This is a genomic window from Microbacterium invictum (genome assembly GCF_034421375.1).
Lineage (GTDB): Bacteria > Actinomycetota > Actinomycetes > Actinomycetales > Microbacteriaceae > Microbacterium > Microbacterium invictum_A.
The window spans coordinates 1,669,625-1,688,420 of sequence record NZ_CP139779.1 but is presented as its reverse complement, the minus strand read 5'-3'; the positions used below and the strand labels follow the sequence as shown (position 1 = coordinate 1,688,420).

Below are 18,796 nucleotides of genomic sequence, written 5' to 3'. Positions count from 1 at the left end.
CCTGCACTGGACCTATCGGCGAGGGCGCGCGAGCATCGAGTCATGACGGTGACGACCTCCTCGACGGTCCCGGCTTCCACGATGCGTACGGTGCGTGAGGAGTTCCCCGGCCGACGCGGCTACCTTTCGGCTTGCACGACCGGGCTGCCCCCGATTCGCGGACGTGCGGCGCTTATCGCGGCAGTCGATGAGTGGTCGACCGGGCGGATCGACATGGGTGCCTGGACCCGCACCGCAGAAGACTGCCGGCGACATTTCGCGGCGCTGGTGGGGGTGAACCCGGCCCGCGTCGCGATCGGCTCGCAGGCGTCGGTCTTCGTCGGCCTGGCCGCCGGTGCCGTTCCGCACGGCGCTGAGGTGCTCTGTGCGCGGGAGGACTTCTCGTCGGTGATCCTGCCCTTCGTCCACTCCCCCTGGATCACAGTGAGAACCGTGCCGCTCGACGCGCTCGCCGATGAGATCACCGACCGCACCTGGCTCGTGGCCTTCTCGCTGGTCCAGTCGGGGACGGGAGACGTCGCGGACGATTCCGCGATCGTCACCGCGGCCGAGCGCCATGGCGCACTCACCCTGTGCGACGCCACTCAGGCTGTGGGATGGCTCGACGTCCATGCTGATCGATTCGACGTGACGATCTGCCATGCCTACAAATGGCTGTGCGCTCCGCGGGGGGTTGCGTTCGCGGTGGTGTCGGAGCGGATGCAGCGGATTCTGCCGCCGCGTTTCGCGGGCTGGTACGCGGGGAGTGATCCGTGGTCCTCGTGCTACGGAGCCGACGTCGTGCTCGCCGACGATGCGTCCCGATTCGACGTGTCACCCGCCTGGCAGGCCTTCGCCGGCGCCGAGCCCGCACTCGCGCTCTTTCGTGCTCTGCCGCCGGACGAGGTCTACGCCGCCACCACCGATCTCGCAGCGTCCTTCCGAGAGAAGCTGGGACTCGCGCGCCCCGTGCGGCCGACGCCGATCGTGACGTGGTCCGACCACGATGGGCGGGACCTGGCGCGCCTGTCGGCACGCGGTGTGGTCGCATCGGGGCGGGCCGGGCGAGCGCGTGTGGCGTTCCACGTCTTCAACGACGACGAGGACGTCGACCTCGCCGTGGGAGCACTCACCCGCTGACGGACGCGCGCCGCCGAGGGGCGGCCAGGGGTGCGAGTGCGCTCGTGGCGATGACGCCGAGGGCGACGACGAGCGCGAGTCCGCCGTATCCGATCCAGCCGAGCACCACTCCCGCAAGGATCGCTCCGCCCGCGCCGACGAGGCTCATGAGGAAGTCGCTGAGGCCCTGGCGGCGCGTGCGTCGCGCCTCCGACGACGCCTCGGTCAGAAGTGCCGAGCCCGCGACCGTCGACGCGCTCCAGCCGAGGCCGAGGAGGATGAGTCCGACCGTGACCCACAGGGTCGAGTCCTGACCGAACGAGGCCGTCACCAGCGCGGCGGCGAGGATCGCCTGCCCGAGAAGGATCGTGGGGATGCGACCGATCCGGTCGGCGAGCAGTCCGAACACGGGTGCGGCGGCGTACATGCCGGCGATGTGGAGGCTGATCGTAAAGCCGATCACCGTGAGGGTCGCCCCCTGGTGGAGCAGGTGCACCGGAGTCATCGCCATGACCGACACCATCACTCCGTGCGCAGCCGAGATGGCGAAGATGGCGTATCGCGCCGGCCCCGGGCGATCGCTCCGCGGCACAATGGCGGACCCGCCCGCCGTCGCGCGGCGGATGACGAGCTGCTGCGCGGTCAGGAGTGGGTCGGGCCGGAGCGCCAGGAGATACAGCGCAATCGCCAGTGACTGACCGATGAGGGTGAACACGTAGGGACCGGTGAGGGAAGGGAGACCGAGGAGGTCGCCGATCGCCTCGCCGGGCCCGGTGAGGTTCGGGCCGAGGACTGCTCCGATCGTCGTCGCCCAGACGACGATCGACAGATCGCGTCCGCGAGTGGCGTCGGTGGCGAGGTCGGCGGCGGCGAATCGCGACTGCAGGTTCGCCGCCTGCCCCGCGCCGACCAGGAGGAAGGCGACCAGCAGGAGCGGGAAGGACGCCGCCCCGACGGCGGTGATGACGCCCGCGACACCGACGAGGGCGATCGCCATCCCGGCGGCCAGCGACAGGCGCCGGCCTCGGCGCCGCGCCAGCGCGGCGAGCGGAACGGCCGTGAAGGCCGTGCCGAGGGTGACCGCCGCGGCGGCGAGACCCGATAGCGACTCCTCCCCCGAGACCTCGCCGGCGAGGATCGCGCCGAGCGAGATCGTCGCTCCGAAGGCGATGCCGCCGAGGATCTGCCCGGCCGAGAGCACCCGGACCGTCCGGCGCTGGACGACCGCCGCCACGGCGAGGTCCTCGGCGAGCCCGGTCGTCGCGGACGAGCGCGCCGGGTCCGCGGCATCCGGACCCGCGGCCATCATCCCTCGCCGGGGGCGCGGGCGACGTTGCGGAGTGTTCCGAGTCCTTCGATCTCGACGTCCACGGTGTCGCCGGCGGTGATCGGGCCGACCCCCGCGGGGGTTCCGGTGAGCACGACATCGCCGGGGAGCAGGGTGAAGGCCGCCGATGCGTAGGCGATGATGTCGGCGACGGAGAAGATCATGTCGGTCAGCGGCGCGCTCTGCACGGTCTCACCATTGCGGCGGGTGGTCAGCCGGGCGGCGGCGGTCGGGTCGAACTCGGTCTCGATCGCGGGTCCGAGGGGGCAGAACGTGTCGAAGCCCTTCGCCCGCGACCACTGCCCGTCGCTGCGCTGCAGGTCGCGGGCCGTGACGTCGTTGCCGATCGTGTAGCCGAACACGTACTCCAGGGCACGCTCAGCCGGGACGTTCTTGGCCACCCGCCCGATCACCGCCGCCAGCTCCCCCTCGAAGTCCACGCGCTCCGACTGCGGCGGCAGCACGATGGCGTCGCCCGGCCCGATGACGGCGGTGTTGGGCTTGAAGAACAGCAGCGGCTCGGCGGGCACATCGTTGCCGAGCTCTGCGGCGTGATCCCGGTAGTTTCGTCCGACGCAGACGATCTTCGATCGCGGGATGACGGGGGCGAGGAGAGTCACGGCGCCGAGCGCCACCCGCTCCCCCGTCGTGTCGAACCCGGCGAACAGGGGGTCGCCGGCGAGGACGACGAGCTCGCCGTCGTCGACGATTCCGTAGCTGATCGTGTCGTTGTGGCTGAAGCGGGCGACTCTCACCCGCTCAGCCTAGCGATCGCCTCCGGCGGGAAACGGTCAGTCGTCGAGCCGCAGCAGCCAACCGTGACGGTCTTCGCGGCGACCGTACTGGATGTCGGTGAGTTCTTCGCGCAGCGACAGGGCGAGCTCGCCCACAGGCTGCTCGTCGAGGAAGTCCCTCCCCTTCAGCACACCGATCGGCGTGACGACGGCGGCGGTGCCGCACGCGAAGACCTCGACGATGTCACCGGAGGCGACGCCCTCACGCCACTCGCCGATGGACACCGCGCGTCCTTCGACGTGGTGACCGCGATCGATCGCGAGCTGCAGGATGGAGTCGCGGGTGATCCCCTCGAGGATCGACTCCGACTGGGGGGTGACGATCCGGCCGTCCTTGTACACGAAGATGATGTTCATGCCGCCGAGTTCTTCGACGTTGCGCTTCTCGTCGAGGAACACCACCTGGTCGCACTCGTTCTCGTAGGCCTCCGACTGCGGCAGCAGGCTGGCGGCGTAATTGCCCCCGGTCTTGGCCGCTCCCGTGCCGCCCTTGCCGGCGCGGGAGTAGTCCTCGCTCAACCAGATCGAGACCGGCTGGACGCCGCCCTTGAAGTACGCGCCCGCGGGACTCGCGATCACGTAGTAGTTGACCTTGTGCGCGGGACGCACGCCGAGGAAGGCCTCCTTGGCGAACATGAACGGACGGAGGTACAGGCTCTGGTCGGCGCCGCCCGGCACCCAGGCGCCGTCGACGGCGATGAGTTCGCGCAGCGACTGGATGAAGTAGCTCACCGGGAGCTCCGGGAGGGCGAGCCGCCGCGCGGAGCGCTGGAGGCGTCGGCCGTTCTGATCGGGCCGGAAGGTGTGGATCGAGCCGTCGGCGTGGCGATAGGCCTTGATCCCCTCGAAGATCTCCTGCCCGTAGTGGAGGACGGCAGCCGCGGGGTCCATCGCGATCGGGCCGTACGGCTGCACGCGCGGGCGGTGCCACCCGCCGCCGACCGACCAGCAGATGTCGACCATGTGGTCGGTGAAGTGCGTGCCGAAGCCGGGGTTGGCCAGGATCGCGTCGCGCTCCGCCGGCGTCTTGGCCGCGAGGTTCTTGGCGACCGCGAACTTCAGCGGTGCGAGGCCGGTGTCGGGATCTGAGTCGATGAGAGTCATCTGAGCATCCTGAGGTGTGTGGCGCGGAGGTGTCCAGGTTACGCCTGGAGGCGTGCGACGATGTCGTCGCCGATCCGCGGGGTTGTACGGGCTGCGCCGGTGCGAGCGGCGATGTCCTCCTCGACCGCGCGGGTCACGCGGAGCGATTCGGTGCCGAGGCCGAGGTGATCCAGCATCAGCGCGACGGAGAGGATGGCCGCCGTCGGGTCGGCCCGGTGCTGCCCCGCGATGTCGGGCGCCGATCCGTGCACCGGCTCGAACATCGACGGGAAGGCGCCGTCGGGATTGATGTTCCCGGAGGCGGCGAGACCGATTCCCCCGGTGACGGCACCGGCCAGATCGGTGAGGATGTCGCCGAAGAGGTTGTCGGTGACGATGACGTCGAAACGGCGGGGGTTCGTGACCAGGAAGATGGTGGCCGCGTCGACGTGCAGATAGTCTACGGCGACATCGGGATGCTCCGCGGCGACCTCCCGGACGATGCGCTGCCAGATCGCCCCGGCGTGGACGAGCACGTTGGTCTTGTGCACCCAGGTCACCCGTCTCGAGCGGCGCTCGGCGAGCTCGAAGGCGTAGCGTACGACCCGCTCGACGCCGAAGGCGGTGTTGACCGAGGTCTCGTTTGCGACCTCCTGCGGTGTGCCGCGACGGATCGCCCCGCCGTTACCGACGTAGGGACCCTCGGTGCCCTCCCTGACGACGACGAAGTCGATCTCGCCCGGGTCCGCCAGGGGCGTCACCGAACCGGGATACGTCTTGGACGGCCGGAGGTTCACATAGTGGTCGAGCTCGAAGCGGAGCTTCAGCAGCAGTCCCCGCTCGATGTTGGCGTCCTTGAGCCGGGGATCGCCCGGCACACCTCCGACGGCACCGAGCAGGATGGCGTCGTGACCGGCGACGGCCGCGAGATCATCGTCGGTGAGCGTGTCGCCGGTGTCGAGGTAGCGTCCGGCACCGAGGGAGAATCGCGTCTTGTCGAACCGCACGTCGCCGCCCGCCGTGACGGCGTCGAGCACCTTCTCCGCCTCGGCGACGACCTCCGGGCCGATTCCGTCTCCGGGGATGACGGCCAGTTTCACCACACGCGACATCGCACTCCTGTTCATCGGAAGCCTCGTCCGACGAACGAGTCGGTCACGAGGCGCGGGATCCCTTCAGAGTAGTGGCCGCGACGATCGCCGCGAGAACGACCAGCCCCGCGCCGATCAGCGCGGTGACGCCGACTCCCGCCGAGAACGCCTGTGCCGCCGCCTCCTGCACGGCCTCCCCGACCGAGCCGCCGAGGTCGGCGGCCGCCTGCATCGCCCCGGCCAGGGTCTCCTCGGCGTCGGAGGCCACCGCCGCCGGGACACCGTCGGGAAGTACAAGGTTCGACCGGTAGAGCGCCGTCAGCAGACCACCCAGCAGCGTCGTTCCGAGCACCGCGCCGAGTTCGTACGCCGTTTCGGAGACCGCGCTCGCGGCGCCGGCCTTCGCCGGCGGCGCGCTGGCCAGGATGAGCTCGTTGGACACCGTCTCGGCTGCTCCGATCCCCATTCCGAGCGCGATGAAGGCTCCGATGAGAAGCGCCGGACCGGTCTGGTCCCCCGCCGCGGCGATGAGAAGGTACCCGAGCACCGAGAACGCCAGCGCCGCCGGCACGACGACACGCGGAGCGACGCGCTTGGCGATCGGAACGACCGTCAGGCCCGCTGCGATCATCGCCGCGAGGCCCGGGACGAGGGCGAGGCCCGACTCCAGCGGCGAGAGGCCCAGGACCAGCTGGAGGTGCTGGGCGACGAAGAACAGGAACCCGACGAGGCCGACGACGCTGAGGAGGTTCACCGCGAGCGCGCCGCTGAAGGTGCCGACGCGGAACAGGCGCATGTCGAGCATCGGGTTCCGCACGCGGAGCTGGCGCCGCACGAAGAGCACGCCGAACCCGATGCCCACGAGGATGAGGAGGGGCGCGGGCCCGGTGAGGCCGTGCACGGCGAGCTCCTTGATGCCGTACACGACGGGCACCATCGTGGCGAGGGACAGCGCGATGCTCACGGGGTCGATGCGACCCGGATCCGGGTCGCGACTCTCGGGAACGAGGATCGGGGCGAGGATCAGCAGCGGGATCAGCACGGGGACGGCGAGGAGGAACACCGATCCCCACGAGAAGTGCTCGAGGAGGATGCCGCCGACGATCGGTCCGAGCGCCGCGCCGGCGGAGAACATCGATGCCCACACGGCGATGGCGAAGCGACGCTGGTCGCGATCGGTGAAGATGCTCCGCAGCAGTGACAGGGTCGAAGGCATCAGCATGGCGCCGAAGACGCCCATGCCCGCGCGTGCGGCGATCAGCCACTCGGCACTCGGCGCGAAGGCTGCGAGCGCCGAGACGGTCGCGAATCCTGTGGCGCCGAGCAGCAGCAACCCTCGGCGACCGAACCGGTCGCCGAGGGTCCCCATCGTCACCAGCAGTCCCGCGAGCACCAACGGGTAGGCGTCGATGATCCACAGCTGCTGCGTGCTGGAGGGAGCCAGATCGGACGAGATCGCGGGGAGCGCGAAGCTCAGCACCGTGTTGTCGACCGAGACGAGCAGCACGGGAAGCATCAGGACGACGAGCGCGGCCCAGCCGCGCCAGCCCACCCGCCTGCCTGCGGCGTCGGCGAGTTCGATCTCCTGCGTGAGTGTCATCATTTCTATACCGTCCGGTCGGTATAGTATCAGAATCCTACCCGACCCGTCGATACGATCGAGGCCATGAGCAGACCGCCCCTCGCCCGCGAGAAGGTCCTCGACGCGTTCGAGGCGCTGCTCATCGGCGAGGGCGAACGCGGATCGACTCTGGACGCCACCGCTCGGGGGGCGGGAGTGTCCAAGGGCGGACTACTGTACCACTTCGCCACGAAGGAGGCCCTCGAGCAGGCGCTGCTCGAGCGGCTCCACGCACTCGTCGACGCAGACGTCGCCGCCACCGCCGCGGCGCCCGAGGGGCCCATCGCGTACTTCCTCCGCACGTCGGTCATGAACGACGATGCCCTCGACCGCGCGCTCCTCGCGGTGGCACGGCTTGCGCAGGGCGGGAACGCCGCGGCCAGTGAAGCGCTGCGCGATGTCCGGGCGAAGTGGGCCGATGTGCTGCGCCCGCACACGCGCGACGCCGCCGCCCTCGATCTGGTGATGCTCGTCAGCGACGGCCTCTACTTCAACAACGCCCTCGGCGGCGGGAACGTCCCCGGGCCGACGCCGCGTGGCAGCGCGCTCGATGCCCTCGTGGTGCTCGTGGAGCGCGCCGCGGGGGTGTGAGCCGATCCCGGTTCAGGACCCGGTGATGTCGATCTGGCGGAAGAGGTCGGCGCCGGTCGCGCGACGCATCTCGTCGAGGATCTCGTCGGGGACCGGCGAGTCGACGGTGAGCACGCTCAGCGCACGTCCCGTGCTGTCGGGCTGTGCGACCTGGAGCGCCTCGATGTTGATGTCGGCGTCGCCGAGGTGCTTGCCGTAGATCGCCACGATGCCGGGACGATCGGCGTACCTCATCACGAGGTGGTGTCGCGCGATCGCGACTTCGATGTCGTATCCGTTGATGCCGACGACCTTCGGGATCATCCGCGTGCCGGCGAGCGTGCCGGCGACGGTGAGCACCGTGCCGTCCGAGAGCGTGCCCCGCAGGACCGTGATGTTTCGGTAGAGGGGGCTCTCCGCCTCCACGATCAACCGCACTTCGATGCCGCGCTGCTCGGCGAACAGAGGGGCGTTGACGTACGAGACGTTCTCGCTGACGATGTTCGTGAAGATGCCCTTCAGCGCAGCGAGCCGGTAGACGCTGACGTCGTACGCGGCGAGCTCCCCGCGAACCTCGATGTCGAGACTGGTCAGCGCGCCGTGCGCCAGGGCGGTGAAGAACTGCCCGAGCTGCTCGACGAGCGCGATGCCGGGGCGCACGAACGGGTCGATCACTCCCCCGGCGACGTTGACCGCGTCGGGCACGAGGTCGCCCTCGAGCGCGAGCTTGACCGATCGTGCGACCGAGACCCCCGCCTTCTCCTGCGCCTCCTCCGTGCTCGCCCCCAGGTGCGGAGTGGCGACGACGTGGGGAAGGGCCACCAGGCGCGCGGCGACGGAGTCGGCGGCGGGCGGCTCGGTGGTGAAGACATCGAGCCCGGCGCCGGCGACCACCCCGGTCGTCAGTGCGGTGAAGAGGGCGTCCTCGTCGATGAGACCACCGCGAGCGACGTTGACGACGTACGCGGAGGGCTTCATCAGCCCGAGCTGCTCGGCCCCGATCATGCCCGTGGTCTCGGGAGTCTTCGGCATGTGGACGGTGATGGCGTCGCTCTGGCGGAGCACCTCGTCGAAGGCGAGGAGCTCGACCCCCAGCTGCTGCGCACGGGCGGGCGTGACGTACGGGTCGTATCCGACCACGCGTACGCCGAAGGCGCGGAGGCGCTCGGCCACCAGCGCCCCGATCCGGCCGAGGCCGAAGATGCCCACGGTCTTCTCGAAGAGCTCGACGCCGGTGAAGGCGCTCCGCTTCCACTGGCCGGCGGCGAGGGAGGCGTGGGCGGCGGGGATGCGACGAGCAAGGCTCAGGATGTGGCCGACGGTGAGCTCGGCCGCGGAGATGACGTTGGAGGTCGGTGCGTTCACGACCATCACGCCCTGCGCGGTCGCGGCCTTGATGTCGACGTTGTCCAGGCCCACACCGGCACGGGCCACGACCTTGAGGTCGGGAGCGGCGGCCAGCGCCTCGGCGTCGATGCGGGTGGCGGAGCGGACGAGCACCGCGCGGGCGTCGGCGAGGGCGGCCAGGAGTGCCGGGCGGTCGGTGCCGTCGACGTGACGGACGTCGAAATCGGGCCCGAGGGCGTCGATCGTGGCGGGCGAGAGCTGTTCGGCGATCAGGACGACGGGCTTCGACACAGGGGCAGACCTTCGGTGCGGGCGCGAGCGGCGACGAGCGGCTGAGGGAAGTCCCGCCGCACGAGGGGCGGGCAGGTGTCAGCCTATCGCGGGTGGTCCGAGCCCTCCGACCGTGTGACGACGCGCCGAACGCATCAGCCCAGGAGCTGCGCTCCGTACGTGTAGGCGTAGGCCAGCACGTTCACCCACAGCACGGCCACCACGGCGAGGCCGACGAGCATCACGAGTGCGAACTCGCCGATCGCCCGGCGGGCTCCGACCGCGAACGCCACGCCGAAGGCGACGATCGGGAAGACGATCGCGAGCCCGAGCACCGCCCAGCCGAGCGCATTGAGGCCGAGCGGACCCGAGGCCTGGGCGACGAGGAGGGTCACGGCGTTCCAGACCACGTAGGCGTAGAAGAGCCCGAAGGCGCCGCTGACGGCGACGGTCACCCAGACCGGTCGCCGGCGGGCGGGGGTGGCGGTGGCTGCGGTGCTCATGATCCGAAGGCTCCCACCACGATGAACGGCCACGGGACGAGCAGGACGACACCGGCCGCCAGCAGCACCCAGCGCAGCCACGACGCGGAGCGGCGGGTGAGCGTGTACACCGCGGTGAACCACAGCGCGGGAGCGGCGACCGCGAGCCCGACTGCGGCAGCGTTGCCCGTGGTCCACACCGGCGGCGCGATCCCGTCGCCCGAGACAAGGAACGAGGCGATGCCGTGGACGCGGAGGCCGCCGATGAGCCAGCCGATCGAGAAGAGCAGGTACACCCCGCCGAGGATTCCTAGGGCGATGAGCGACGCGTTGCCCATTCCGCCGGGCGCGGTGTCCTCTGCGGGCTCGTCGTCCGCGGGCACGCGCGCGGGCGTCTCCGACGCTGTCTCCGGCGGGATCTTGGGCGACGTCTCCGGGGGAAGTCCGTCGCTTCCCTTCCCGACCGCGCGGTACCCCGGCGGCAGGGCGGTCGCGGCGCCCGCGGTCGCGGCGGGCGGGTCGACCGGGGCGGGGTCGTCGTCGCCCTCCCACCGGAACGCATCCTCGTCGCGTGACATCACCGGTCCAGCGTATCGGCCCGGGGTCAGCCGACCGTGACCGCCGCGGTGTGCACGCCTTTGGGGTACTGCAGGCTGAGTGGGACGGCGAATTCGTCGTCGACCGCGGTGTAGCGATTCTGCAGGCCGCGGTCGAGCACGTTCCACGGACGCTCGTTGGAGTGGATGCCGTCGGTGCCGTTGTCCGGGACGAACTGGGTGTAATCGAAGGGATGACTCGCCGAAGCGTCGAGGGTGACGGAGAACGTGTCCACCGCCAGCATCCCTCCCGCGAGATCGATCTGGAGCAGTCGCTGGAAACCCGTGGCGCGCTCCCCGGTGGGTGTGCGGAACTCCTGGTAGTCGGCGACCGCCTCGACCACGGTGTGACCGGGGATCCCCCCGGCATCCTCGGTCACGATCGCACCGATCCCGTGGAAGTGACCGGACAGGACGAGCACGACGTTGCGGTTCGGAGCGATCACCCGCTCCCACAGCATGTCGGCGTGAGACAGCCACCGCGAGGAATTCGACCGGGCCGCCGGTCCGCCGTGGCCCTTGGGCGTGACGTGCTCGTGGGTGGCGATCACGACGTTCGCGTCGGGATGCGCGGCGACGACGTCCTCCGCCCAGGCGACCTCGGGCTCGCCATAGGCGTAGGGCAGGCTCACCACGACGAATCTCGCGCCGTCGGCGGTGAAGGCCGACCAGCTCGCCCGGTTGTCACCGGGCGCAATCGACCCGCCGTACCAGCCGGCGTCGGCGTACCGGTCGGGACCGAAGTACTCGTTGAACAGATCGTTGGTCAGCCCGCGCTTGTTGTCGTGATTGCCCGGCAGAACGCTGTTTGCGACCTGCGCGTCGAGCTCCGCCTGCAGCTGCGAGGCGATCTCGAACTCGTGTCGTGCGCGTGCTTCGCGCTGATCGGGATCGACCCAGCTCTGGATCAGATCGCCGGTGTGGATCGCGAAGTCGATCTTGCGGGACTCGGCGTTGGCGAGGATCCATTCGATCTCGGCGGCGTACACCTCCGGATAGCTCTCCGACAGGTACTGGGTGTCGGTGATGTGCGAGAGCGCCAGGTCGTAGTCCTGGGGATCGGCGAGTCCGGTCGCAGCGGGGATCGTCGAGGTCCGGGGGACCACCTGGACGAGGATCTGCGCCTCTCCGCCTGTCACCTCCGCCGCGTCCACCACACCGCTGAGAACCACGGGCGCGTCGGGCTCGGCGCCTGCGGCCGTGCGGTCGCCGACCCCCTGGTCCAGGAGCCGCCAGGCTCGATCGCCCGGCTGCCACACCGACAGGGCGACCGCGCTGCGTCCGACCACACGTCCGGACCACCTCACCTCTCCCCCGCCCGGGTCGAGCGCGAGCCCGAAGCGCACGTAGGGCAGGTCGTAGCCGTCGTCGCGGCCGTGGAGGGCGTCTGGGTCGTCGATGGGCACCTCGCCGTCGGCCGAGACCGTCGCGAGCGGCGCCGGCGAAGACCCCGAGAACGCCCACCGGACCTCGGCGGGCGCGCCCTGGCGCGACCCGCCCTCGCGCCAGGTCGAGCGGGACTCCGCGAGTGCAGCCGGAACGGCCACGGAGTGAAGGCCGGTACGAACGGCATCCTCGACCAGCGACGCCGGCTCCACCCTCGGGTGCCGGTCGATGACGCCGGGGGTCGCGACCCCGACGACGAAGTCCTGCATGTCGCTGCCGGTGAACCCCGTGCGCTGGTAGGTCTCCCCGCGAAGCCGATCCGGCGCGAACGTGGCCAGGGCGAGCCCGTTCGTGCACGGGCTCACCCGTTCGACGCTCTCGTCCATCTCGTTGCGATGGTAGATCCCCACGCTGTCCACCCGGCGACCCAGGTCGTCCTCCACCCACACGCCCGCGCCGTGGAGCGCGAACGGGGTGTCGAAGGTTGCGTCCCCGGCGACGTCGGTGCCCGCCAAAACGGCGACCCACGTCTCGCCGGGGGCGAGGATCGTCCCGGCCGGAACTATCGCCAGATCGTCGAAGGCCCGGAACCCGTCCGCTGTGCACGCGGTGAGCCGCCACCCGGAGATGTCCTGCGCGGTGTCGGCGTAGTTGCCGAGCTCGACGAAGGCATGCCGCCGGATGCCCGGCACGGCGAGGGCGGGGTCGGTGGCGACCTCGCTCAGAGCGACTCCGGGTGACGCGGGCGGCACGGTCGGCTCTTCCTGCCGCAGATCGACGGTGGCGTTCGGCAGGCCGGGCGTGCGACCGGCGACGAGCCAGTCGCCGGTCGGGGTCTTCTGCCAGCTCTGGCCGGACCGATGGTCCAGGATCCCGTCGAGCCGCGCGGGTCCGGTCTGGCAGGCCGTGTCGTGCTGCGCCGACACGGTCACACCGTCCACCCGCCGGCCGCCGTCGTCGACCAGGAGGGCTCCGGAGACGAGATCGGCGAGCGACGTCTCCGTACGGATGTCGGGGGTGCCGGGGTACTCCGGGCCGCCGATGACCATCCGCTCCCCGGCGCCGATCGATCGACCGGGGGCGAAGAGATGCTGGAGCGTGTCGCCCGAGGCCTCGCCGAGAGCCGTGCAGCGGTAGAGGCGCCATCCGCCGACATCGACCGGCGCCTCTCCGGCGTTGTGAAGCTCGACGACGTCGTCGCCGTGTCCGCCCGGCCCCGCGGCAGCGATCTCGGTGATCTCGACGGCCGGCGCCCGCCGCGTCCCCACCCCGCTCGGTGGCGCGCCGGGCGTTGCGGCCCCCCGGATCCAGGCGCCATCCGCGGTGCGCTGCCAGCTCTCCCCGAGGGCCCAGGCGAGTGCGACCGGCACATCGACATCACCGCACTCGCTGAGACCGGACTCCCGTCCTCCGGACGGGTATGCGGCGACGGCGTCGGCGACCTCGCCGTCCGGAGCGACGAGGACGAGCCCGAAGCCGCGCGTCGACATCGCCTGCGAGAACACCGCGTCGGGCGGCGCGGTCAGGTCGGCCGTCATCTGAGCGACGACGAATCGCTCGCCGGAGTCGAGGATCATCTGGTCGAGAGGGGTCTCGGGGTTCGAGGCCTTTGCCCGGAGTCCGTCCTCGTCGCATCGGAACACCGACCAGCCCCGCAGCGAGACGGATTCGGCGGAGGTGTTGTGCAGCTCGAAGAACGCACCGCCGGGACCACCGGGCCCGCCGTGGGTGATCTCGCTGATGACGACGTCGCCCGGTGCGGCGGTCCGGGCCTCGCCGCCGGCAGCCACGCTTGGAGCCGGGGAGGCGGCGAGGAGGATCGGGATCAGGAGCGAGGTGGCCCCGAGGGGCACGAGCGTCCGCACGAGACGACCCTGGTGGACCGCGGTGAACGCGGCCCACCAGGGTCGGGATGCTCAGGTGAACGGAAGACGGATGCTCAGCGTGCTGCGGAGCCTTCCGTGTAGTCCGCGTCGGTCTGCTTCCAGGCGAAGAGCGCGCGAAGGCCGCGTCCGACCTCTTCGATAGGGTGCTGAGCCGCCTTCTCGCGGAGGGCCAGGAACTCCTGGGCGCCGTTGTCCTGGTCTTCGATGAACCGCTTCGCGAAGGCACCGGACTGGATGTCGGCGAGGACGCCCTGCATGTTCTCCTTCACGTGCGGGTCGATCACGCGGGGGCCCGAGACGTAGTCGCCGTACTCGGCGGTGTCAGAGACCGACCAGCGCTGCTTGGCGATGCCGCCCTCCCACATCAGGTCGACGATGAGCTTCAGCTCGTGCAGCACCTCGAAGTAGGCGATCTCGGGCTGGTACCCCGCCTCGCTGAGGGTTTCGAAGCCGTACTGGATCAGCTGCGACACCCCGCCGCAGAGCACGGCCTGCTCCCCGAACAGGTCGGTCTCGGTCTCCTCGGTGAAGGTGGTCTTGATGACACCGGCGCGTGTACCCCCGATCGCCTTGGCATACGACTTCGCCACGTCCCACGCCTGGCCGGAGGCGTCGTTCTCGACGGCGATGATGTCGGGGATGCCGCGACCGGCGACGAACTCGCGGCGCACCGTGTGACCCGGGGCCTTGGGCGCGACGAGGATCACGTCGACGCCCTCGGGCGCCTGGATGTAGCCGAACCGGATGTTGAATCCGTGCGCGAATGCGAGCGTCTTGCCCGCGGTCAGCTTGTCTTTGATGTGGTCGGTGAAGATCCCGCGCTGGTGCTGGTCGGGCGCGAGGATCATGATGAGGTCGGCCCACTCGGCGGCATCCGCGACGCTCTTGACCTCGAACCCCTCCTCCTGGGCCTTCTCGGTCGACGCCGACCCGTCCTTCAGCGCGATAACGACCTCGACCCCCGAATCGCGGAGGTTCAGCGCGTGGGCGTGCCCCTGCGAGCCGTATCCGACGATGGCGACCTTCTTGCCCTGGATGAGCGAGAGGTCGGCGTCGTCGTCGTAGAAGATCTCAGCGGTCATGGATGTTTCTCCTTGTCGTGGTCGTTTCGTCTCGCTTCGCTCGCGCAACGACCGGTGCGAGGAAGCCGGGAGTGAAGATCAGCCGCGCAGGACGCGCTCGGTGATGCTCTTGCCGCCGCGGCCGATGGCGAGGAGCCCGGACTGGGCGAGCTCCTTGATGCCGAACGGCTCGACCGCGCGCAGGAACGCCTCGATCTTGCCCTTGTCGCCGGTGACCTCGACCACGACGGCGTCGGGGGCGTAGTCGACCACCGAGGCGCGGAAGAGGTTCACGACCTCCAGCACGTTCGATCGGTTGGCGTTGTCGGCGCGGACCTTGACGAGCATGTGCTCGCGCTGGACCGATGCCGTGGCATCCAATTCGACGATCTTGATGACGTTGACAAGCTTGTTCAGCTGCTTCGTCACCTGCTCGAGCGGCAGTTCGTCGACATCGACCACGACCGTGATGCGGGACAGGCCCGGCACCTCGGTGACCCCCACCGCGAGGGATTCGATGTTGAAGCCGCGGCGCGCGAACAGCCCGGCGACGCGGGTGAGCAGACCCGGCTTGTCCTCCACCAGGAGGCTCAACACGTGGCTGGACATGTCACATCTCCCGCTCGAAGGCCGGCGAGTGGTCGCGGGCGTACTGGATGTAGCTGTTGCTGACGCCCTGCGGCACCATCGGCCACACCATCGCGTCGGCGCTCACGACGAAATCGATGACGACCGGACGGTCGTTGGTCTCTAGCGCCTTCTGGATGGCCGCGTCGACGTCCTCGGCACGCTCGACGCGGATCGCCAGGCACCCGTACGCCTCTGCCAGCTTGACGAAGTCGGGGATTCGGATGGTGTCGTGTCCGGTGTTGAGGTCGGTGTGCGAGTAGCGACCGTCGTAGAACAGCGTCTGCCACTGGCGCACCATGCCGAGCGAGGAGTTGTTGATGATCGCGACCTTGATCGGGATCTTGTTGATGGCGCAGGTGGCGAGCTCCTGGTTGGTCATCTGGAAGCAGCCGTCGCCGTCGATCGCCCAGACGACGCGATCGGGCTCGGCGACCTTGGCGCCCATCGCGGCCGGCACGGAGTAGCCCATGGTGCCCGCACCGCCGGAGTTCAGCCAGGCGTTCGGACGCTCGTACTTGATGAACTGCGCCGCCCACATCTGGTGCTGCCCCACCCCTGCGGCGTAGATGCCCTCGGGCCCGGTCAGTTCGCCGATGCGCTGGATGACGTGCTGCGGGGCGAGGAGTCCGTCGGTGGTCGGGGCGTAGCCCAGCGGGAACTCGTCGCGCAGGCCGTCGAGGAACGACCACCACTGCGCGATGTCGGGGGCGATATCCGCACTGACCGCGCGGTAGGCCGCCTCGAGGTCGGGCAGCACCTCTTTGAGATCGCCCACGATCGGCACGTCGGCCGCCCGGATCTTGCCGATCTCGGCGGGATCGATGTCGACGTGCACGACCTGGGCTGCGGGGGCGAACAGAGCCGCCTTGCCGGTGACGCGGTCGTCGAAGCGCGATCCGAGGGCGATGAGGAGGTCGGACTCCTGGAGGGCGAGAACCGCCGGCACCGTCCCGTGCATGCCCGGCATGCCGAGGTGCTGCGGGTGCGAGTCGGGGAAGGCGCCGCGGGCCATGAGGGTCGTCACGACCGGCGCACCGGTGGCCTCGGCCAGCGACCGAAGCTCTTCGGCGGCGCGGGCGCGGATGACTCCCCCGCCGACGTAGAGCACGGGCTTCTTGGCCTGAGCGATCAGCTGCGCCGCGGCCTGGATCTGCTTGCCGTGGGCCCGGGTGACGGGGCGATACCCCGGAAGGTCGATCCTGGGCGGCCAGTGGAACGGCGCCTCGGCCTGCTGGGCGTCCTTGGTGATGTCCACCAGCACCGGCCCCGGCCTGCCCGTGGACGCGATCTCGAACGCGGCCGCGATGGCCCCCGGGATGTCCTCGGCACGCTTGACCAGGAAGGAGTGCTTGGTGATCGGCATCGTGATGCCGACGATGTCGGCCTCCTGGAAGGCGTCGGTTCCCATGAGGTTGGAGAACACCTGACCGGTGATGGCGACGATCGGAACGGAGTCCATATAGGCGTCCGCGATCGCGGTGACGAGGTTCGTGGCGCCGGGGCCCGACGTGGCGATGGCGACGCCGACCCGTCCGGACGCCGAGGCGTACCCCTCGGCCGCATGGCCGGCGCCCTGCTCGTGGCGGACCAGGATGTGACGGATCTCGGAGGTGTCCATCAGCGGGTCGTAGACGGGGAGGATCGCGCCCCCGGGAAGACCGAAGACGTCGGTGACGCCGAGCAGTTCGAGGGAGCGGACGACCGCCTGCGCGCCCGTGAGCACGGGCGCGGAGGGGGCCGCGGCGCGAGCGGGAGGCCGGGGAATGGCCGTGGCGGATTCGGCGGGCATGGTGAGGATCCTCACAGATGGGTGGAACGGATGCGGGAAGCAGGCCTAACCGGTGACCGCGCCCTCCGCTGCGGAGCGCACGAGTCGCGAGTACTTGGCCAGGACGCCACGGGTATAGCGCGGGGGGAGGGGCTCCCAGCCCTCACGGCGGGAGCTCAGCTCTGCGTCATCGACGAGTAGGTCGAGAGTGCGAGCCGCGATATCGACCCGTATCAGATCACCATCGCGCACGAAGGCGATGGGACCTGCGTCCACCGCTTCGGGTGCTATGTGGCCGATGCACAGGCCGGTTGTGCCGCCTGAGAATCGCCCGTCCGTCAAGAGTAGTACATCTTTTCCGAGCCCTGCGCCCTTGATGGCGGCGGTGATGGCGAGCATCTCCCGCATGCCCGGGCCGCCCTTGGGTCCTTCGTAGCGGATGACGACGACGTCGCCGGCGGAGATCTGCCCGGCCTCGAGTGCATCCATGGCCGCACGCTCGCGCTCGAAGACCCTCGCCGGGCCCTCGAAGACGGCCGCGTCGAACCCCGCCGTCTTCACCACGGCGCCCTGGGGGGCGGCCGAGCCGTGAAGGATCGTGATGCCGCCGGTGGCGTGGATCGGGTCGTCGAAGCGGTGGATGACGTCGCCGTCGACCGGGTCGGGATCGAGGTCGCGAAGATTCTCGGCGAGGGTCTTGCCGGTGACGGTCAGCGCGTCGCCGTGGAGCAGACCCTCGTCGAGCATCGCCTTCATGACGACCGGGATGCCGCCGTGCCGGTCGACGTCGTTCATGACGTACTTCCCGAACGGCTTCATGTCGGCCACGTGGGGAACCCGGTCTCCGATGCGGTTGAAGTCGTGCAGGTCCAGCTCGATCTCGGCCTCGTTGGCGATGGCGAGCAGGTGCAGGACCACGTTCGTCGATCCGCCAAGGGCCATGGCGAGCGCGATGGCGTTCTCGAACGCCTCCTTGGTGAGGATGTCGCGGGTCGTGATGCCCTGCTTCAAGAGGTTGACCACTGCTTCTCCTGAACGCCGCGCGAAGTAGTCCCGGCGGCGGTCCGCCGAGGGGGGTGCGGCCGAGCCCGGGAGGCTCAGACCCAGCGCCTCGGCCACCGACGCCATCGTGTTGGCGGTGTACATGCCGCCGCAGGCACCTTCGCCCGGGGCGAAGGCGCACTCGATCCGCTTGAGGTCGGCCTCGCTCATGCGACCGGCGAGACACGCACCGACCCCTTCGAACGAGTCGATGATGGTGATCTCCTTCTCGGTGCCGTCCGAGAGCTTGACCCACCCCGGTGCGATCGAGCCGGCGTAGAGGAAGACGCTCGAGAGGTCGAGGCGGGCCGACGCCATGAGCATGCCCGGAATGGACTTGTCGCATCCGGCGAGCAGGACGGAGCCGTCGAGACGCTCGGCCATCATCACCGTCTCGACCGAGTCGGCGATCACCTCGCGCGAGACCAGCGAGAAGTGCATGCCCTCGTGCCCCATCGAGATGCCGTCCGAGACCGAGATGGTCCCGAACTGCAGCGGATACCCGCCGCCGGCGTGCACGCCCTCCTTGGCGCCCTGTGCGAGGCGGTCGAGGCTGAGGTTGCAGGGGGTGATCTCGTTCCAGCTCGACGCGATGCCGATCTGGGGCTTGTCCCAGTCCTCATCCCCCATTCCGACACCGCGGAGCATGCCCCGCGACGTGGTGGCCTCGATGCCGTCGGTGACGACGCGACTGCGCGGCTTGATGTCGACGGTGGAGGGATCGGGGATGTCGGAGCGCACCATG

15 protein-coding genes are annotated in these 18,796 nt (G+C 70.0%); 2 read left to right on the top strand and 13 right to left on the bottom strand.

The genetic code is table 11. From position 1 onward, the window contains the following. Positions 1–42 precede the first annotated feature (42 nt). On the top strand, positions 43–1,119 hold the full coding sequence (locus tag T9R20_RS08145; RefSeq protein WP_322412016.1) for an aminotransferase class V-fold PLP-dependent enzyme: 1,077 nt from the start codon (positions 43–45) through the stop codon (positions 1,117–1,119). Here the strand turns inward: T9R20_RS08145 and T9R20_RS08140 are convergent. Genes T9R20_RS08140 through T9R20_RS08120 form a run of 5 tightly spaced genes read right to left on the bottom strand, consistent with a single transcriptional unit; the run spans position 1,109 to position 6,993 of the window. Then, entirely contained in the window at positions 1,109–2,404 is a 1,296-nt protein-coding gene (locus tag T9R20_RS08140) for an MFS transporter (protein ID WP_322412015.1), read from the bottom strand. The genes T9R20_RS08145 and T9R20_RS08140 overlap by 11 nt on opposite strands. Next, complete coding sequence (locus tag T9R20_RS08135) at positions 2,404–3,180, bottom strand: fumarylacetoacetate hydrolase family protein (RefSeq protein ID WP_322412014.1); 777 nt, start codon at positions 3,178–3,180, stop codon at positions 2,404–2,406. The genes T9R20_RS08140 and T9R20_RS08135 overlap by 1 nt, the downstream gene beginning before the upstream one ends. A 36-nt stretch (positions 3,181–3,216) precedes the next feature. Beyond that, positions 3,217–4,323, bottom strand: coding sequence for a branched-chain amino acid aminotransferase (locus T9R20_RS08130; RefSeq protein WP_322412013.1), 1,107 nt, complete (start codon positions 4,321–4,323; stop codon positions 3,217–3,219). A gap of 38 nt (positions 4,324–4,361) precedes the next feature. Then, positions 4,362–5,414, bottom strand: a complete 1,053-nt coding sequence (locus T9R20_RS08125; RefSeq protein ID WP_322412012.1) for a 3-isopropylmalate dehydrogenase — start codon at positions 5,412–5,414, stop codon at positions 4,362–4,364. Positions 5,415–5,457: 43 nt separating this feature from the next. Beyond that, the gene (locus tag T9R20_RS08120; RefSeq protein WP_416182973.1) at positions 5,458–6,993 is read right to left on the bottom strand and encodes an MFS transporter; all 1,536 of its coding nucleotides are present in this window, start codon (positions 6,991–6,993) and stop codon (positions 5,458–5,460) included. A 66-nt stretch (positions 6,994–7,059) separates the two neighbouring features. Between T9R20_RS08120 and T9R20_RS08115 the strand changes: the two genes are divergently transcribed. Further along, positions 7,060–7,605, top strand: coding sequence for a TetR/AcrR family transcriptional regulator (locus T9R20_RS08115; RefSeq protein WP_322412010.1), 546 nt, complete (start codon positions 7,060–7,062; stop codon positions 7,603–7,605). 12 nt (positions 7,606–7,617) lie between these two features. Here T9R20_RS08115 and serA read toward each other — a convergent pair whose 3' ends face one another. The 8 genes from serA to ilvD all read right to left on the bottom strand — a co-directional run bounded on the left by serA (position 7,618) and on the right by ilvD (position 18,795). Continuing rightward, complete coding sequence (gene serA, locus T9R20_RS08110) at positions 7,618–9,222, bottom strand: phosphoglycerate dehydrogenase (protein ID WP_322412009.1); 1,605 nt, start codon at positions 9,220–9,222, stop codon at positions 7,618–7,620. Positions 9,223–9,356: 134 nt separating this feature from the next. Beyond that, positions 9,357–9,704: a bacitracin resistance protein gene (locus T9R20_RS08105; RefSeq protein ID WP_322412008.1), complete on the bottom strand. Its 348-nt coding sequence runs from the start codon at positions 9,702–9,704 to the stop codon at positions 9,357–9,359. Next, positions 9,701–10,261: a DNA polymerase III subunit gamma/tau gene (locus T9R20_RS08100; protein WP_322412140.1), complete on the bottom strand. Its 561-nt coding sequence runs from the start codon at positions 10,259–10,261 to the stop codon at positions 9,701–9,703. Before T9R20_RS08100 ends, T9R20_RS08105 begins: the two co-directional genes overlap by 4 nt. A gap of 26 nt (positions 10,262–10,287) precedes the next feature. After that, positions 10,288–13,530, bottom strand: a complete 3,243-nt coding sequence (locus T9R20_RS08095) for a lamin tail domain-containing protein (protein ID WP_322412007.1) — start codon at positions 13,528–13,530, stop codon at positions 10,288–10,290. Between the two features lie 74 nt (positions 13,531–13,604). Next, the gene (ilvC, locus tag T9R20_RS08090) at positions 13,605–14,681 is read right to left on the bottom strand and encodes a ketol-acid reductoisomerase (RefSeq protein ID WP_322412006.1); all 1,077 of its coding nucleotides are present in this window, start codon (positions 14,679–14,681) and stop codon (positions 13,605–13,607) included. A 30-nt stretch (positions 14,682–14,711) separates the two neighbouring features. Continuing rightward, complete coding sequence (gene ilvN, locus T9R20_RS08085) at positions 14,712–15,221, bottom strand: acetolactate synthase small subunit (RefSeq protein WP_322412005.1); 510 nt, start codon at positions 15,219–15,221, stop codon at positions 14,712–14,714. A 1-nt stretch (position 15,222) separates the two neighbouring features. Further along, positions 15,223–17,031 (bottom strand): acetolactate synthase large subunit, encoded by a 1,809-nt coding sequence (locus T9R20_RS08080; RefSeq protein WP_322412004.1) that lies wholly within the window; start codon positions 17,029–17,031, stop codon positions 15,223–15,225. Positions 17,032–17,076: 45 nt separating this feature from the next. Beyond that, positions 17,077–18,795 carry a dihydroxy-acid dehydratase gene (gene ilvD / locus T9R20_RS08075; protein WP_322412003.1) on the bottom strand — a complete coding sequence of 573 codons (1,719 nt, stop codon included), beginning with the start codon at positions 18,793–18,795 and terminating at the stop codon, positions 17,077–17,079. Between the last annotated feature and the right edge of the window lies 1 nt (position 18,796).

What these genes read in the sequence shown, in the direction of transcription:
- T9R20_RS08145 (WP_322412016.1), top strand. Translation starts at nt 43, where the DNA reads ATGACGGTGACGACCTCCTCGACGGTCCCGGCTTCCACGATGCGTACG.
- T9R20_RS08140 (WP_322412015.1), bottom strand. Translation starts at nt 2,404, where the DNA reads ATGGCCGCGGGTCCGGATGCCGCGGACCCGGCGCGCTCGTCCGCGACG.
- T9R20_RS08130 (WP_322412013.1), bottom strand. Translation starts at nt 4,323, where the DNA reads ATGACTCTCATCGACTCAGATCCCGACACCGGCCTCGCACCGCTGAAG.
- T9R20_RS08125 (WP_322412012.1), bottom strand. Translation starts at nt 5,414, where the DNA reads ATGTCGCGTGTGGTGAAACTGGCCGTCATCCCCGGAGACGGAATCGGC.
- T9R20_RS08120 (WP_416182973.1), bottom strand. Translation starts at nt 6,993, where the DNA reads ATGACACTCACGCAGGAGATCGAACTCGCCGACGCCGCAGGCAGGCGG.
- T9R20_RS08115 (WP_322412010.1), top strand. Translation starts at nt 7,060, where the DNA reads ATGAGCAGACCGCCCCTCGCCCGCGAGAAGGTCCTCGACGCGTTCGAG.
- T9R20_RS08105 (WP_322412008.1), bottom strand. Translation starts at nt 9,704, where the DNA reads ATGAGCACCGCAGCCACCGCCACCCCCGCCCGCCGGCGACCGGTCTGG.
- T9R20_RS08100 (WP_322412140.1), bottom strand. Translation starts at nt 10,261, where the DNA reads ATGTCACGCGACGAGGATGCGTTCCGGTGGGAGGGCGACGACGACCCC.
- ilvN (WP_322412005.1), bottom strand. Translation starts at nt 15,221, where the DNA reads ATGTCCAGCCACGTGTTGAGCCTCCTGGTGGAGGACAAGCCGGGTCTG.
- T9R20_RS08080 (WP_322412004.1), bottom strand. Translation starts at nt 17,031, where the DNA reads ATGCCCGCCGAATCCGCCACGGCCATTCCCCGGCCTCCCGCTCGCGCC.
- ilvD (WP_322412003.1), bottom strand. Translation starts at nt 18,795, where the DNA reads ATGGTGCGCTCCGACATCCCCGATCCCTCCACCGTCGACATCAAGCCG.